Raw genomic sequence first — 16,052 nt, forward strand, 5'->3', positions numbered from 1 at the left:
ATCGGTCAATCATAAAACCGGATTGGATGCGATACGCGGCGTCCTTATCATATCACCGCGTCGTCATGCCGCACTGCCGCTGCCGGTCTGGACGCTGCCGGTCCGCTCCAGCTTGCCCCAGCCGACGATCCAGCCGCCGATAGCCGAGGCGATCGCGCGCAGCACCACCCAGTACATGATCTGGCGATAGACCAGTCGCTGCGCGACCAGCAGATGCGCCGGGTAGCGCGCCTGATGCCGGTCGAGCCGGTACGCCACCCACCCGCACGCCACGTCGATCGCGGTGAAGGCCAGCCAGTATAGCCCCATTCGCCCGACATCGCCGCTGGTCTGTGCCCAGCCATGCTGCGCGATCCGCACCCCGGTGCCGATGATCGACAGCAGCAGCGCCAAGTCGATCAGCGGCGAGATCGCGGCAAAGGCGATCTGGAACAGCCATGCCTGCGGCAGGCCGATCCGGGCGAGCCCCGCAGGACGACCGGAGCGCAGGATGCCGCGGTGCTTCCACAGGCACTGCAGCGTGCCGAACGCCCAGCGGTAGCGCTGCTTGGCGAGCGCGCGGAACGTCTCGGGCGCCTCGGTCCAGGCGACGGCGCCGGGATCATAGGTCACCCGCCAGCCGGCGCGCTGGATCGCGATGGTCAGGTCCTGGTCCTCGGCCAGCGTATCCTCCGGATAGCCGCCGACCGCGTCGAGCGCGGCGCGCCGCCACGCACCCACCGCACCGGGCACCACCGTCATCGCCTCGAACCCGGCCAGCGCGCGCCGCTCCAGGTTCTGCGCGGTGATGTATTCGACCGCCTGCCAGCGGGTGACGAGGTTGACGCGGTTGCCGACCCGCGCGTCGCCCGCCACCGCGCCCAGCGCCGGGTCGGCGAACCAGCGCGCAAGCCGCGCGATCGTCGTCGGCTCGAACTGGGTATCGGCGTCGAGCGCGATGACGATCTCGCCCCTCGCCTGCAACAGCGCGCGATTGAGCGCCGCGGCCTTGCCGCCATTGACCAGCGTCAGCAGCGTGACGCGCGGGTCGCCGGCGAACCTCTCCGCGACGATCGCGCTGGTCCGGTCCCGCGACCCGTCATCGGCGACGATCACCTCCAGCCCCGGATAGTCGCTGGCGAGCACCCGTGCGACCGAGTCTGCGATCACCCGCTCCTCGTTATAGGCGGGGATGATGACCGAGACCGTCGGCGCGTGATCCGGCGGCGTCGGCCGCTGCCACCGTGCCTGCCACCAGGCGAGCCCCGCCAGCAGCACCGCCCGCGCGATGCCGAGCGCGATCGCCAGATAGAATAGCCAGGCCAGGACGCCGGCAACGATCGCCAGCACGACGAACACCGCGACGTCGGTCCGCACCGCCAGCAGGTCGCGCCCGGTGACGCGCGGCATCGCGACCGCAGGCGACACGCCGACCAGTTCCGACGCGGTGACGAAGCGATATCCGCGCGCGCGCAGCGCCCGGATGATCTGGGGCAGCGCCGCCACCGTCTGCGCCCGGTCGCCGCCACCGTCGTGGAGCAGGATGACGTTGCCCGAGCTGGTCGGCGTCGCCGCCTCGACCTGCGACACCACCTGGCTGACGATCGCGTCGGTGCCGGGCCGCTGCCAGTCGTTGGGATCGACGTGCAGGCCGACGACGGTGTAGCCCTGGTCCTGCGCCAGCAGCGCCGGCCCGATCTCGTCGGCCGTGGTCGGCTCGGCATCGCCGAAATAGGGGGCGCGGAACAGCGTGGTCGAGCGGCCGGTATAGGCCTCGATCAGCCGCTGCGTGGCGTTCAACTCCAGCCGCGTCGTATGCTCGCCGGTGTCGGCGAGGTTGGGATGGGTGTAGGTGTGGTTGCCGATCTCGTCCCCGTCGGCGACCATGCGGCGCAGCAGCTGCGGATGTTCCAGCGCATTCTCGCCGATCACGAAGAAGGTCGCGGGCACATGCGCCTGTTCGAGGATGTCGAGCATCGGGGGCGTCCAGTCGGGATCGGGCCCGTCGTCGAAGGTCAGCGCCACCGTCTTGGGCAGGGCGCCCGCGCGCTGGACGACATAGGGGGTCGGCAGCGCATGATAGTCTTCGCGCCGGATGATCCCCTGCCGGTCGAAACCGACCTGCCGCCGCCCTTCGGTGGGCTGGGCGGTGATGCGCAGGATCTCGCCATTGCCCTCGACATCGACGTTCAGCGGCGATCGCAGCACCGCCAGTTTCGGGATACCCGCCGGCGTGCGGAACGCGGCGAGATCGGCCCACAGGCCCGGATCCTCGCTGCCCATTCGCCACAGCGCGACATCGTCGAGGCCAAGGCGGCGCAACGCCACCAGCTGGTTCCAGCTCGTCGCCGCGTCGAGCATCCATATCTGATGCCGCACACCGCCATCCTGATAGGCGAAGCCGGCATTGCCGCTGGCGGGATCGAACAGGATCGGCGCCTGGCTGTCGTGCGCGGCGAGCCACGCATCCTCGATCGACAGCGCATCGGCACCGCCCTCGTGCCAGTCATAGGCATAGCTGCCCAGCGCCACGACCAGCCGGTCGCGCCCGACCTGCCGCACCGCATCCTCGACCACGCGCAGGAACCAGGGCTGCGAGGCGACCGGGCCGGCAGCGCCGCTCTCCCAATGCTCGTCATAGGCCATCAGGATAACCCGGTCGGTGACCCGCGCCAGCCGGGCGAGCGGCCAGTCGGCATCGCCGGCGGGCGCCGTCACCGCCAGCGTCGTGCCCTTCGGCATCGCGGCACGCAGCTGGGCGAGGAAGGATATGTAATTGCCGATCGCGTCGGCCGGCAGGTTCTCGAAATCCATGACCAGCCCGGCGTCGTGCTGCGTCTGCACCGCCTTCACCAGCCGGTCGATCAGCTGCCGGCGCGCGGCGCGATGGCCGACCAGCTGCGCGATGGTCGCGCCGTCCCAGCTGTCGTTGTTCAGGTTCTGCACCATCGGCAGCAGCCTGGGCGGGCGCGGCGTCTCGGCGAGCAACCGGTCGAGCTGGGGGTCGCGGGTCATCACCAGCCCGTCCTTGCCCCGCACGTCGAAGGTCGCGGGCACCAGCCAGTCGAGCGTGCCGACATGCTGGCGCAGCGAGGCGATGCCCGCATCGTCGCCAGGCACGTAGAAGCCGATCGTCAGCGGCGTGTTGGGCGCATCCGCCGTCCGGAGCGGCAACCAGCGGCGATGGTGCGCGGCCGCGCTGCTGCGCGGCGCGAACAGCTCGCCATGGCGCCGTGCGAAGGGCAGCGGCAGGCCGATCGCGCGCGGCGTCATCACCAGCGTCGTGGCAAAGGCGATCGCCGCCAGGACGATCGCCGCGATCAGGACCGCCACCGCGCGCCGGGCCCGAACGCCGCGCCGGCCGCTCGGATCGAAGAAAATGGGCTTGCTCACATCAACTCCCGTCCGGCGCTGTCGATACCGGATGCGTCGCTCCTAGGCGGCAATGCCCTGCGACGGGGTGTGCGACACATGAACTCTTCGTCATGTACCGCGAGGGCGGATCGAGGGATCGTCGCGACGGCTGCGACGTTCCCACCGGCACGGTCGCATCGGCGACGATTGGGGGAACGGACATGACAAAGGCTCCGCATCACGACGCGACGGCGATCGGCTCGCTCGCCGAGCTGGAGGCGATCCGCGACGACTGCCGCCGCATGGTGACCAAGCGCGCGCTGGTGTCCGCCGGCGCTGCGGTCGTGCCGATCCCCGGCGCCGACCTGGTCGCCGACATCGGCATCCTGACCAACCTGCTGCCCGCGATCAGCGAGCGGTTCGGCCTGCGCGAGGAGCAGGTGCGCAAGATGGATCCCGGCCGCGCGCAGCAGGTGCTGGTCCTCGCGTCCAGCCTGGGCAACACCTTTATCGGCCGCGCGGTAACCAAGCGGATGGTGGTCGCGGTACTGCGCCGGATGGGGGTGCGGCTCGCCGCCGGCTCCGCCGCCCGCTACGTCCCGCTGATCGGGTCGGCGGCGGCGGCGTCGATCAGCTTCGGCGCGATGAAGCTGGCCGGCAACGCGCATATCGAGGACTGCTACGCCACCGTGAAGGCGCTGCTGCCCGCCCCCGAGCGGCCCGCGCTGAAGCAGGGCGCCTGAACGTGGCATTGAACAGACAGCGGGTCGAGAATGGCGGCCTGATCCTCTTCCTCGTCCTCATCACGGTCGCGCTGACGCTGGTCGTGTCGAGCTTCATCGGTGCTCTGTTATGGGCGGTGCTGGGTGCGCTGCTGTTCCAGCCGCTGTTCCAGCGCCTGCTGCGGCACTGGCCGGGGCGGCGCAACCTGGCCGCGGCGGTGACCATCCTCATCATCACCGTCGCCGTCGTGCTGCCGGCGATGATCGTCGCCAGCATGGTCGTCGAGCAGGCGGCGGGCGTGTACCAGCAGATCCGCGCCGGCCAGATCAACTTCGCCGCCTATTTCCAGCAGGTCCACGACGCGCTGCCGAACCGGTTGCAGCAGCTGCTCGACAGTTCGGGCTTCGACAGTTTCGAGCGAGCGCAGGCGCAGATCACGCAGGCCGTGAGCAGCAGCGCGTCGACGCTGGCGCAGCGCGCCTTCTCGATCGGCGCCAATGCGGCGGCGTTCCTGCTGGCGTTCGGCGTCGGGCTCTATGTCCTCTATTTCCTGCTGCGCGACGGCGAGCGGATCGGCCCGGCGGTCGTCCGCGCGCTGCCGCTGGATGCGGGCGTGGCGCAGCGGCTGGCCGACAAGTTCGTCAGCGTGGTGCGCGCCACGATCAAGGGATCGGGCGTCGTCGCGATCGTGCAGGGCGCGCTGGGTGCGATCACCTTCTGGATCGTCGGGCTGCCCGCGGCGCTGCTCTGGGGCATGCTGATGGCGATCGCGGCGCTGCTGCCGGCGATCGGTCCGGCGATCATCTGGGCGCCGGTCGCCGTCTACCTGCTCGCCACCGGTGCGATCTGGCAGGCGGTGGTGGTGATCCTGTCAGGCGTGCTGGTGATCGGGCTGGCCGACAACATCCTGCGCCCGATCCTGGTCGGGCGCGACACCGGCATCCCCGACTGGCTGGTGCTGGTGACCACGCTCGGCGGCATCGACCTGATCGGGCTGAGCGGCATCGTCGTCGGTCCGCTGGCGGGGGCGCTGTTCATCACCGGCTGGCAGATCCTGACCGAGCAGCGGCACGACCATTCCTCCCCTGCAAGGGGAGGTGGCAGCCCGCAGGGCTGACGGAGGGGTGTCGCCGCCAGTTGGTCGGCGCGCCCCTCGCGGCCGGGGACACCCCTCCACCACCGGCTGCGCCGGCGGTCCCCCTCCCCTTGCAGGGGAGGATCGGTCAGCTACCCCCTTGTTGCGCAACACATTTGGCGGCAACTCAACCCCACACCGTCAAGGATCATCGATGCGCGCCTTCCTGTCCGCCGCCTGCCTCTCGCTTCTTTCCACCACTGCACTGGCCCAGACGACCGACCCCGCCGCCCCGCTCGGCAAGCTGTCCGACGCGGCGCGGCCGACCGGCTATCGCATCGACATGACGATCGATCCGAACCAGCCGCGCTTCTCCGGCCATGACGAGATCGACACCGTCGTGAAGGCGCCCACGCGCAAGCTCTACCTCCACGGCCGCGACCTGAAGGTGACGCGCGCGGTCGCGCTGGTCGGTGGCCGGCCGATCGCCGCAACCTGGACGCAGGTCGATCCGACCGGCGTCGTCCGGCTCGACTTCGCCGCGACGGTGCCAGCGGGTGCGGTGACGCTGGCGTTCGACTGGTCGGGCACCTTCGCCGACGGGCCGGCGGGGCTCTACCGCGTCAAGGTGGGCGACGCCTGGTACAGCTGGACCCAGTTCGAATCGATCGACGCGCGCGCCGCCTTCCCCTCGTTCGACGAACCCGGCTTCAAGACCCCCTTCACCATCAGCATCACCACCCGTCCCGGCCTGAAGACCATCAGCAACGCCCGCGAGACCGGCGTGGCGAAGGCGGGGAAGCTGGAACGCCATGTGTTCGAGGTGACCAAGCCGCTGCCGACCTATCTGGTCGCGATGGTCACCGGCCCCTTTGCCGAGGACAAGGGCACGGTGCCGGCGACCCCGCAACGCACGACGCCGCTGCCGCTCGGCACCGTCGCCACCGCCGGGCAGCGCGACCGGCTGGCCTATGCGACGCGCGAGACGCCGCGGATCGTGTCGCTGCTCGAGTCCTATTTCGGTCAGGGCTTCCCCTTCCCCAAGCTCGACCAGATCGCCTCGCCGGTGATGCCGGGTGCGATGGAGAATGCCGGCGCCGACATCTATGCCGACAACATCCTGCTGCTCGATCGCGGCGCCACCGTCGCGCAGCGGCAGGCGTTCGGCATGGTCGTCGCGCACGAACTGTCGCACCAGTGGTTCGGCGACCTCGTCACCCCCGCCTGGTGGGACGATCTGTGGCTGAACGAGAGCTTCGCCAACTGGATGGGCTTCCGCATCGGCAATGAGTGGCGGCCCGAGCTGAACATCGGCGTCGGTGCGCTGGCCGAGGGCTTTGACGCGATGGACATCGATTCGCTCGAGGTCGGCCGCGCCATCCACCAGCCGATCGCCACCAATGCCGAGATCGACAGCGCGTTCGATGGCATCACCTATGGCAAGGGCGGCCAGGTCGTGGCGATGATCGCCGCCTGGCTGGGCGACGAGAAGTTCCGTTCGGGCGTGCGCCTCCACATGCAGCGCCACGCCTATGGCAATGCGACGTCCGAGCAGTTCTTCGCCAGCCTGGCGGAGGGCGCGAAGGATCCCCGCGTCGTTCCGGCACTGAAGAGCTTCGTCGACCAGCAGGGCGTGCCGGTGGTCAGCGTCGTCCGCAACGGTGACCGGCTGACGCTCACCCAGTCGCGCTACGCCTTCCTCGGCAGCACGCCGAAGGCCGAGCGCTGGTCGGTGCCGGTCTGCGTCGGCGCGGTCGGCGGCACCGCACGCAGTTGCACGCTGCTCGACGGACCGAACGCGACGATCGCCAGCCCCGGCGCGGGCGCGATCGTCCCCAATGCGGGCGGCACCGGCTATTACCGGTTCGACCTGGCACCAGCCGACTGGAAGGCGCTGATCGCCGCCGGCGGGACGCTGCCGGCGGGCGATGCGCTCGCCACGATCGACAGCCTGTGGGCGCAGTTCCGCGCCGGCAAGGGACAGGCCGGCTGGCTGGTCGACGCCGCGCGCACGATGGCTGCAAACGCCTATCCGGTCGCCGCGGTCGGCAATGGCCAGCGGCTCGCGGGGCTGCGCGCGGAGGGCATGATCGGTGCGGATGCGCTGCCCGCATATCGTGCGCTGATGGCGCGGACCTATGCTCCGCGTCTCACTGCGCTCGGCTTCGATCCCGCCGACGGCGCACATGCCGACGACGCACCCGACCGGCAGAGCCTGCGCGAGGCACTGGTCGGGCTGGTGGCGGAGGAGGCGCAGGACCCGGCGGTGCGCGCCACGCTGGTAAAGGCGGCGCGCGCCTATCTGGGTGGCGACGTCCGGGCGCTGGATCAGGCGTATCTCGGCCAGGCGCTGCGCCTGCTGGTCGAGGAACAGGGGGTCGCGATGGCGAAGACGCTGTTCGACCGCGCCGTGACCAGTCAGGATTCGGTGTTCCGCAGCGCCGCGCTCTCCGCGGTGGCGAGCAGCGGCCGTCCCGACGTGGCCCGCTGGTTGCTGGCACTGACCGACGACCGGATGCGCTCGACCGAGCGGGTCGAGGCGGTCGTGACGCTGGCGCAGACCGGCGGGACCGCAGAGCTGGCGGGCAACTGGGTGCTGACCAACTATGATCGGATCGCCGCTGGCACCAACGGCGTGTTCCTGGCCGGCCGCCTGCCCCGCGTCTTCGCCGGCCAGTGCGACGCGGCCACCGCGCGCCGGGTCGAGGCGGTGCTCGGCCCCAAGGTGCGCGCCCAGAACGCCGCGGTCCTCGCCTTCGACCGGATGGTCGAGACCATCCGCCACTGCGGCGACCTGAAGGCCGCCCGCTCCGCCGAGGTGACCGCCGCGATCCGGGTAGGGTAGCGTCTCAGTCGCCAAGCGCCGCGAGCAGCTGCGCCTTGGTCATGGTCGAGCGGCCGGCGATACCCCGGCGGCGGGCCTGCTCGTACAACTCCTTGCGGGTGCGGTGGTCGCGGTACGGGCGGGTCTGAGCGGCGATGTCGGCGGGCTGGGCGGAGTGCTGCTTGCCCTTCCTGGTGTCGGCGCGCTTGCGGGCGGTGGTCCGCGCATAGTCTTCGTTGGACAGATGCTCGCGCGCGGCCTTGGGCAGATAGCGCTCATGCGTCTTGCCGCTGGGTGCGCCCGACTTCGTCCCCCAGTCCTCTTCGGTCCATTCGTGCAAGGAGTTGTGCGGATCCTTGCGCCCCTTGTAGCCGCCGCCGCGCTTCTTGTACTCGGCCACCGCGAGCTGCGCCTTGCGCGCGGACCATTCGCCCGGCTCGCCGCCCTTCGCCCCGGCGGTCACCTCGTCCTTCACCCTGGCCCAGAGATCGGGATCGTCGCGGGTCGCCGTGCTGCTCATGCGTCCGGAAACCGGATAGCGGGTCGTCCTGTTCCATCCGTTACGCAAGCGAAAGCCGCCCCCTCGCTGAAAGGGAGCGGCAATCACCTGCCGATGTGGCGATATCAGGCGATGGCGACGTTCGTGCTGCGACGGCGATAACGGGCGGTCGCGCCGACCATCGCGAAGCCGACGAGCATCATCGCCCAGGTGGCGGGCTCGGGCACGGCGGTCATCGCGACGTTGTCGAGGGTGGCGATCGGCGGCAGGCCGTTCGGCGTACCGATCGACAGGAACGACAGGACCTGGCTGGTGCTGGTCGCGGTGAAGGTGCGCGACACGGTGTTCCAGCCGGTGAAGCCGTGGCTGACATTGTTCAGGATGGTGGTGCTGAACGAGTCGTTGCCGAAGCCGACCAGCAGCTGCTCGGTCGTCGCGCCATCACGGCTCTGCAGCTGGCCCGCGCCCCACTCGAAGGTCAGCAGATACTGCTGGCCGATCGTCAGGCCGTTGATGACCTGCTGGACCGCACCGCGCGCCGTCGAGTCGCCGTCGAGCGCCAGGAAGTTGCCGCCCTGCGAGCTGGCATTGGCGGCCCACATCTTTTCCTTGTTGGTGTAGGCATAGGTGCCCGCGGCATTGCCGGTCGTGGCGTTGGCGGCGTTGAACAGCAGGTTGTAGCCACCGGTCGACGTCCAGCCCGCAACGGTGCCGGCGTTGCCGATCTGGAAGTTGCCGGTCGACGAGGTCGTCGTGGTCGACTCGAACCCGCCATTGGTGACCAGGTTCAGGTTCGCTGCCGAAGCAGGTGCAGCCGCAGCGACAGTCATGGCGGCGACGGCGAAAGCGATCTTCTTCATGTCATTTCCCCAGTTCAGCGACAATCCCGTGTTGACCCCATGTCTTCATCGATTGCCGAGCAAATGAAAACACTATTGGCCGATCACCACTCGATCTCTGGATCGTCCTCGTGTCCGGCTTGTCATCGAATTATGTCCGGGTCGGACGGCGGTCAATATTACCTGAACAGCCGTTCAGATTTACCACCGTATCTCATCATGAACAGCTTAATAGTTAAAGTAGATTTAACCATTCATCTCGATGAAAATGCGGAATAATCACAATCCAAAATGTTGATTACCATTCCGGATGCACCGGTTCATGAAACGAGATCGTCCCACAACGAAACTGTCCGACTTGGGTGTAAGATTTTCGCAAACTCCATGACCTTGAGTTGGAGAACACTGAAATAATTGATGTTTTTCTGCAAAAGGCGTTGTTTTGGCCTATCGAGCGCGGTTGGCGGCCAATTCGCCGCTGGCGTTGCCACGGCCCGGATCGCTGCCGTTTCGTGCCAAAACTGGATTCAGGGACTTGGCGATCTGGACGTCGACGGCGGCTCGCCGCGCATCGCAATCGTTCCGTCGGGCACAGTCATTGCGGTTCCGCTTGCGCGGACAGAGCGGGCATCATGCGTCCATGCCGATGCCGTCTTCCGATACAATCACCATTGCTGCCGGCACGGTTCAGGGCCTGCACGAAGGCGACCTGACCGTGTTTCGCGGCATCCCCTATGCCGCGCCACCCGTGGGCGAGCACCGCTTCGCGCCGCCGCAGCCGGTCCTGCCCTGGACGGGCATCCGTCCTGCGCACCACGCGGGCCCGAACGCGCCGCAGCGGACCCGCGCGGTGCCCGGGCTGGATGCCACGCCGCTGATCGGCCATGGCTGGTCGGCGGGCGACGACTATCTGACGCTGGATGTCTGGTGCCCGGCCGGCGCGCGCCAGGCGCTGCCTGTCATGGTCTTCATCCACGGCGGCGGCTTCGTGCTGGGTAGCAAGGACGCCGCGGTGCAGAGCGGCCAAACCTTCGCGCGTGACGGCATCCTCTATGTCGCGATCAACTATCGGCTGGGTGTCGACGGCTTCCTGCCGATCCCGGGCGTGCCGACCAATCTGGGCCTGCGCGACATGATCGCCGCGCTGCACTGGGTGCGCGAGAACATCGCGGCATTCGGCGGCGATCCGGCTAACGTCACCATCTTCGGCGAGAGCGCGGGCGCGATGGCGATCGCCGACCTGATCGCCTCGCCGCTGACCAAGGGACTGTTCCGGCGCGCGATCGTACAGAGCGGCCACGGCGCGATGACGCGCGAGGTGGGCGTCGCGCAGCGGCTGGTGAAGAAACTCGCCGACATGCTCGGCGTCACGCCCGACCGCGCCGGGTTCGAGCGTGTGCCGCCCGGCGAGCGGCTGCTCGATGCGCTGGAGAAGGTGTCGCTGCCCACCGCGCGGATCGACCTGCGCGGTGCCGATGGGCGCGAGCCGGTGTTCGGCATCAGCCGCTTCATTCCCGTCCACGGCGACGACGTGCTGCCTGTCGAGCCGCTCGCCGCGCTGCGCGCCGGTGCAGGCGCCGATGTCGAGCTGCTGATCGGCAGCAATCGCGAGGAGATGAACCTCTACCTCGTCCCCACCGGCGTGCGCGAGAAACTGGGCCGGCTGCTGTCCTGGTTCGTGCTGCGCAAGTCGCAGCCGCGCGCCTGGGCGGTGCTGAAAGCCTATGGCATGGGTAACGGGAAGAAGCCGGGTCATGCCCTTACCGATGCGATGTCGGACCTCGTATTCCGCTGGCCCGCGCGCCGCTTCGCCGAGGAACATCGTGGTCGCACCCATGTCTACGACTTCGAATGGGGTTCGCCGCGGTACGATGGCGGGCTGGGCGCATCGCATGGCATGGAGCTGCCCTTCGTGTTCGACAGCCTGGCGACCTGCACCGGCGAGGACGGGTTGTGCGGCACCGCCCCGCCGCAGGACCTGGCGACCCGCATCCATGCGCTCTGGGTCCGCTTCGCACGCGACGGTTCGTTGCCCTGGGCGCCGTTCGACCGCGAGACCCGCATCGTCCGCAACCTCGCCGCGGGCGACGCGGTGTACGAGCCGGTGATGCCGGCCGCCGCCTTCCTTCCCTGACCGGAGCGTCCATCATGTATCTCGACCGCCTGCGCCTCGACGGGCGCACCGCCTTCGTCACCGGCGGCGCGCAGGGCATCGGCCATGCCTGTGCCGACGCGCTCGCCGAAGCCGGCGCCCGCGTCATCATCGCCGACCGCGACGCCGCCGCGATCGGCACGGCGATCGAGTCGCTGCGCGCGAAGGGGCACACCGTCGTCGGGGTCGAGCTGGACGTCACCGACTCCGCCGCCGTCACGCGGGTCGCCGATGCGAGCGGCACCGTCGACATCCTCGTCAACAATGCCGGCATCGCCCGCAGCGAAACCGCGGCGGAGGATGTCGCCGACGAGCATTGGCTGAACGTCCTCGACGTCAATCTGAACGGCACCTTCTGGTGCGCGCGCGCCTTTGGCCGGCACATGCTGGCGGCGGGGCGCGGCAGCATCGTCAACATCGGCTCGATGTCGGGCTTCATCGTCAACCGCCCCCAGCCGCAGAGCTATTACAACGCGTCCAAGGCCGCCGTGCACCAGCTGACGAAGAGCCTCGCCGCCGAGTGGGCGCCGCGCGGCGTGCGGGTCAACGCGGTCGCCCCGACCTATATCGCGACGCCGCTCAACGCCTTTGCCGACAAGGAGGGCGAGATGTATCGCCGCTGGATCGACGGCACGCCGCAGGCGCGCCTGGGCGAGCCCGAAGAGGTCGCCTCCATCGTCCATTTCCTCAGCTCGGACGCCGCCAGCCTGATGACGGGCAGCATCGTGCTGGCCGATGGCGGCTATAGCTGCTGGTAGGTTCGGCCAAGTTTCCAAGCGGATTGGCATAGCCGCGCGACCTTTCCGATAGGTCCGGTTGCAGGCACAACCTCTCTGACAGGTGGGCGAAGACCCGCCGGCTGTTGAGAGGATCACCGATGCGCCTTCGCACCCTGCTTGCCGCTTCCACCGCACTCGTGCTCGCCCTGCCCGTAATGGCGCACGCGCAGGTCGCGAATACGCCCGATGCGACCGATACCGCCGCACCGAACCAAGCCGTCGGACCGGCGCCGCAGACCGGCGACCAGGATATCGTCGTCACCGCCCGCAAGCGCGCGGAGACGCTGCTCGACGTGCCGATCGCCGCCACCGCGATCAGCGGCAACACGTTGACAGAACGTGGCATCAACTCGGTGCGCGAGGCGGCGGCGCTGACCCCCGGCCTGAACATCGCCAGCGACGGCGCGGGCCGCGCCTTCGTCTCGATCCGCGGCGTCGGCGTGACCCTGGTCCAGTCGGTGCAGCCGGGCGTCGGCCTGTTTATCAACGGCATCTACCAGCCCAACACGTCCTACCTGAACAACCCGCTGCTCGACATCGACCGGATCGAGGTGCTGCGCGGGCCGCAGGGCACCCTCTATGGCAAGAACACGCTGGGCGGCGCGATCAACGTCATCACCCGCCAGCCGTCCAACGAAGTCGAGGCGCGCGGCAATTTCAGCTTCGCCGGCCCGGACGACAGCCTGCTCGCCTCCGCCTCGGTCAGCGGCCCGATCATCCGCGACGTGCTGCAGGTCCGGATCGCCGCCGGACACCGCCAGCAGGACGGCTTCGCGCGCAACACGCTGCTGAACATCAACGCCAGCCCGTTCAAGACCGACTCGCTGAACGGCACGATCCGCTTCGCGCCGGTCGGCGACGTGGTGCTGACCGTCAACGGCTATTACGACTGGGTGAAGGGCGCCAACACGCCCTATGCCCGCGTCACCGGCCCGACCGACTATTCGCGCTCGGTCCAGTTCAACGTGCCCTCGCGGATCGAGTATCGCTATCGTGGCGTGAATGCCCGGCTGGAGACGCCGATCGACGCGATCGGGTCGAAGTTCACGCTGGTCGGCTCCTATGACGCGCGCGACGGCCTGTCGCCCAACGCCGACGCCGATTTCGGCCCCGCCGACATCGCCCGCGCCAACGGCACCGACACGCTGCGCACGAAGACGGTGGAGGCGCGGCTCGATTCGGACATCACCGGCACGGTCAGCTCGCTGTTCGGCCTGTTCTACAGTCGCGAGGAGGCGACGGCGTTCGACCGTACGCGGATCATCCCCGCCAACCTGACCCGCCTGACCAACAGCGCGAACAAGGCGGATACCTATGCGGCCTTCGGCACGCTGTTCTGGAAGCCGACGACCGCGTGGGAAGTCGCGCTCGGCCTGCGCTACGATCACGAGAAGCGCAGCTCGGATGGCAGTGTCAGCATCACCGCCGGCGCGGTGACGCTGCCGACTACCTTCACCACCGCCCAGCTGAAGTCGAACCAGGTCGAGCCGCGCCTGTCGATTACCCGCCACTGGACCCCGCAGCTGATGACCTATGCCTCGGTCGCCCGCGGTTATCGTGGCGGCGGCTTCAACGCCCCGACCGCGCCGGTCCGCCAGTACAAGGGCGACTCGGCCTGGACCTATGAGGTCGGGTCCAAGTACATCTCGCCCAACCGCGCGTTCAGCCTGTCGGGCGATGTCTTCTACAACGACTATTCCAACTATATCGGCCTGAACTCGATCGCCCCGGCCGCCGGCGGCGGGCTGGTGACGGTCGACCTGAACACCGGCGACGTCGAGAGCTATGGCGCCGAGCTGGAGGCTACGATCCGACCAACCAGCAACTGGTCGATCAACGGCGGCGCCACCTATATGCACGCGCGGATCACCGACGCGTCACCCTATACCGCGGTGACCGGCCGGACCCTGTCGTCGGACCGGCTGACCTTCCAGCCCGATTTCACCGGCAACGTCTATACCGACTATACCATCCCGCTCGGCGGCACCGACACGCTGACCCTGACCGGCGGCGTCGTCGCAAAGGGCAAGCGGCTGGCCGCGACGCTCAACCAGACCACGCCGACCTTTCTGAAGGGCTATGCGCTGGTCAACGCCGCGATCACCTGGCGCAGCGGCCCGGTCGAGCTGGCGGTGTTCGCCAACAACCTGTTCCAGAAGGACTATTTCGACGCCTATATTGAAAAGACGACGTTGGCGCTCGCCGGCCTGCCCGCGTCGGACCTGGGCATCATCGGCGACCGCCGCCGCGTCGGCGTGCGCCTCGGCTTCCGGTTCTGATCCGATGCACGGCGCCCTGCCCCCGCCCCGCACGCCGCTCGACCCGGCGTTCCTCGAGCGACTGCGCGAGCGGTTCGGCCGCGACCTGCACCAGTCGGCGTCGATGCTGCACCAGCACGGCGCGAACGAGGCGCATTTCGACGTCGTCCTGCCCGACGCCGTTGTCTTCGCCCGCTCGACCGAGGACGTGGTCGACCTAGTCAAGCTGTGCGTCGCCGCCGGCGTGCCGATCGTGCCGTTCGGTGCCGGCACCTCGATCGAGGGCAATGCCGTGCCGGTCCGCGGCGGCGTCAGCGTCAACCTGGGCGAGATGAACCAGATCGTCGCGGTCAGCCCCGAGGATTTCGACTGCACCGTCCAGGCGGGCTGCCGCCGCGAGCAGCTGAACGAGCATCTGCGCGACACCGGCCTGTTCTTCCCGATCGATCCCGGTGCCAACGCGACGATCGGCGGCATGGCCTCCACCCGCGCGAGCGGCACCAACGCCGTCCGCTACGGCACGATGCGCGAGGCCGTCCTGAGCCTGAAGGTGGTGACGCCCGACGGCAAGGTCATCACCACGGCCCGCCGCGCCCGCAAGTCGGCCGCCGGATACGACCTGACCCGCCTCTACGTCGGCAGCGAGGGGACGCTGGGCATCATCACGGAAGTGACGTTGCGCCTGCATCCCATCCCCGAGACGATCTCGGCCGCGGTCTGCGGGTTCGAAACGCTGGAGGGGGCGGTCACCACCGTGGTCCAGTCGATCCAGTCGGGCGTGCCGCTGGCCCGGGTCGAGATCCTCGACGACATGCAGATCCGCGCGGTCAACGCCTGGTCGAAACTGGCGCTGCCCGAGGTGACGACCTTGTTCTTCGAATTCCACGGCTCGCCCGGCAGCGTCGCCGAGCAGGTCGAGATCGTCGGCATGCTGGCGGCCGAGAATGGCGGCGGGGAGTTCGCCTGGTCGAACCTGCCCGAGGAACGCGCCAAGCTGTGGAAGGCGCGGCACGAGGCCTACTACGCCGCCGTCGCGCTCCGCCCCGGCGCGGTCGGCTGGGCAACCGACGTGTGCGTGCCGATCAGCCGCCTGCCGGAGTGCATCACCGAGACGAAGCGCGACCTGGCCGCCGCCAGCCTGCCCGCGACGATCCTGGGCCATGTCGGCGACGGCAATTTCCACGTCATCTTCGCGATGGATCCCGACTCGGCCGAGGAGCAGGCCGAGGTACAGGCGATCAACGCCCGCCTGGTCGCCCGCGCGCTGGCGATGGACGGCACCTGCACCGGCGAGCACGGCATCGGCCTGGGCAAGCAGGATTGGCTGGTCGAGGAACTGGGCGACGCCGTCGACGTGATGCGCGTGCTGAAGCGCGCACTCGACCCGCGCGACCTGTTCAATCCAGGCAAAATCTTCGCGCTTTGAAAGGCTCGGTTACTGAAATCCGCGCTTCGTCATGCCGGGCTCGTCCCGGCATCCACCGGTCCGCAAAAACAACGGCGTGAGCGCACGCGGCGCGGTGGATGCCGGGACGAGCCCGGCATGACGACGAGAGGGGCACTGGCCAAG

Annotated in this window: 10 protein-coding genes; 7 read left to right on the plus strand and 3 right to left on the minus strand. The window is 68.9% G+C overall.

Annotated features, from left to right (window positions below; translation table 11 throughout):
• Window positions 1-63 precede the first annotated feature (63 nt).
• On the minus strand, window positions 64-3,372 hold the full coding sequence (locus Q5H91_RS10065; RefSeq protein ID WP_305173265.1) for a trifunctional glycoside hydrolase family 18/polysaccharide deacetylase/glycosyltransferase family 2 protein: 3,309 nt from the start codon (window positions 3,370-3,372) through the stop codon (window positions 64-66).
• 182 nt (window positions 3,373-3,554) lie between these two features.
• Here Q5H91_RS10065 and Q5H91_RS10070 point away from each other — a divergent pair, with 182 nt between their 5' ends.
• The 3 genes from Q5H91_RS10070 to Q5H91_RS10080 all read left to right on the plus strand — a co-directional run bounded on the left by Q5H91_RS10070 (window position 3,555) and on the right by Q5H91_RS10080 (window position 7,976).
• Window positions 3,555-4,076: a hypothetical protein gene (locus Q5H91_RS10070; RefSeq protein WP_305173266.1), complete on the plus strand. Its 522-nt coding sequence runs from the start codon at window positions 3,555-3,557 to the stop codon at window positions 4,074-4,076.
• A gap of 2 nt (window positions 4,077-4,078) precedes the next feature.
• Complete coding sequence (locus Q5H91_RS10075; protein WP_305173267.1) at window positions 4,079-5,173, plus strand: AI-2E family transporter; 1,095 nt, start codon at window positions 4,079-4,081, stop codon at window positions 5,171-5,173.
• Between the two features lie 172 nt (window positions 5,174-5,345).
• Window positions 5,346-7,976: a M1 family metallopeptidase gene (locus Q5H91_RS10080; protein ID WP_305173268.1), complete on the plus strand. Its 2,631-nt coding sequence runs from the start codon at window positions 5,346-5,348 to the stop codon at window positions 7,974-7,976.
• Between the two features lie 4 nt (window positions 7,977-7,980).
• On the opposite strand, the gene Q5H91_RS10085 is transcribed toward Q5H91_RS10080, so the two are convergent.
• Both Q5H91_RS10085 and Q5H91_RS10090 read right to left on the minus strand, forming a co-directional pair.
• Entirely contained in the window at window positions 7,981-8,475 is a 495-nt protein-coding gene (locus Q5H91_RS10085; RefSeq protein ID WP_305173269.1) for a DUF5872 domain-containing protein, read from the minus strand.
• Between the two features lie 104 nt (window positions 8,476-8,579).
• Complete coding sequence (locus tag Q5H91_RS10090; RefSeq protein ID WP_305173270.1) at window positions 8,580-9,314, minus strand: PEPxxWA-CTERM sorting domain-containing protein; 735 nt, start codon at window positions 9,312-9,314, stop codon at window positions 8,580-8,582.
• Window positions 9,315-9,933: 619 nt separating this feature from the next.
• On the opposite strand from Q5H91_RS10090, the gene Q5H91_RS10095 reads away from it, so the two are divergent.
• The 4 genes from Q5H91_RS10095 to Q5H91_RS10110 all read left to right on the plus strand — a co-directional run bounded on the left by Q5H91_RS10095 (window position 9,934) and on the right by Q5H91_RS10110 (window position 15,908).
• Window positions 9,934-11,427, plus strand: a complete 1,494-nt coding sequence (locus Q5H91_RS10095) for a carboxylesterase/lipase family protein (protein WP_305173271.1) — start codon at window positions 9,934-9,936, stop codon at window positions 11,425-11,427.
• Between the two features lie 14 nt (window positions 11,428-11,441).
• Window positions 11,442-12,203, plus strand: a complete 762-nt coding sequence (locus tag Q5H91_RS10100) for an SDR family NAD(P)-dependent oxidoreductase (RefSeq protein WP_305173272.1) — start codon at window positions 11,442-11,444, stop codon at window positions 12,201-12,203.
• Between the two features lie 119 nt (window positions 12,204-12,322).
• Window positions 12,323-14,503, plus strand: a complete 2,181-nt coding sequence (locus Q5H91_RS10105; RefSeq protein ID WP_305173273.1) for a TonB-dependent receptor — start codon at window positions 12,323-12,325, stop codon at window positions 14,501-14,503.
• Between the two features lie 4 nt (window positions 14,504-14,507).
• Complete coding sequence (locus Q5H91_RS10110; RefSeq protein WP_305173274.1) at window positions 14,508-15,908, plus strand: FAD-binding oxidoreductase; 1,401 nt, start codon at window positions 14,508-14,510, stop codon at window positions 15,906-15,908.
• Window positions 15,909-16,052: the final 144 nt, after the last annotated feature.

The sequence above is a fragment of the Sphingomonas aurea genome, from assembly GCF_030678875.1.
Taxonomy (GTDB): domain Bacteria; phylum Pseudomonadota; class Alphaproteobacteria; order Sphingomonadales; family Sphingomonadaceae; genus Sphingomonas; species Sphingomonas aurea.